This is a genomic window from Acinetobacter johnsonii, assembly GCF_048551975.1.
Taxonomy (GTDB): Bacteria; Pseudomonadota; Gammaproteobacteria; order Pseudomonadales; family Moraxellaceae; genus Acinetobacter; species Acinetobacter johnsonii_A.
In genome coordinates, this window is the sequence record NZ_JBIMCF010000176.1 from 1 (window position 1) to 290 (window position 290).

The 290-nt window shown below is 44.8% G+C and carries 1 rRNA gene; it reads left to right on the plus strand.

From position 1 onward, the window contains the following. Positions 1–45: 45 nt before the first annotated feature. Positions 46–290, plus strand: a 23S ribosomal RNA gene (locus ACG9ZB_RS17130); the annotation flags it as partial.

The window sequence follows — 290 nt, forward strand, 5'->3', positions numbered from 1 at the left end:
GTCTTAATCCTACTTGTAGGGATTAACGACTGTGTGGGGTTGTATAGTCAAGTAATTAAGAGCATGTGGTGGATGCCTTGGCAGTCAGAGGCGATGAAAGACGTAATAGCCTGCGATAAGATCCGTGGAGGCGGCAAATATCCTGTGATCCGGAGATTTCTGAATGGTGAAACCCACCTGTCATAAGGCAGGTATCATACACTGAATACATAGGTGTATGAGGCGAACGAGGGGAAGTGAAACATCTCAGTAACCTTAGGAAAAGAAATCAATTGAGATTCCCTCAGTAG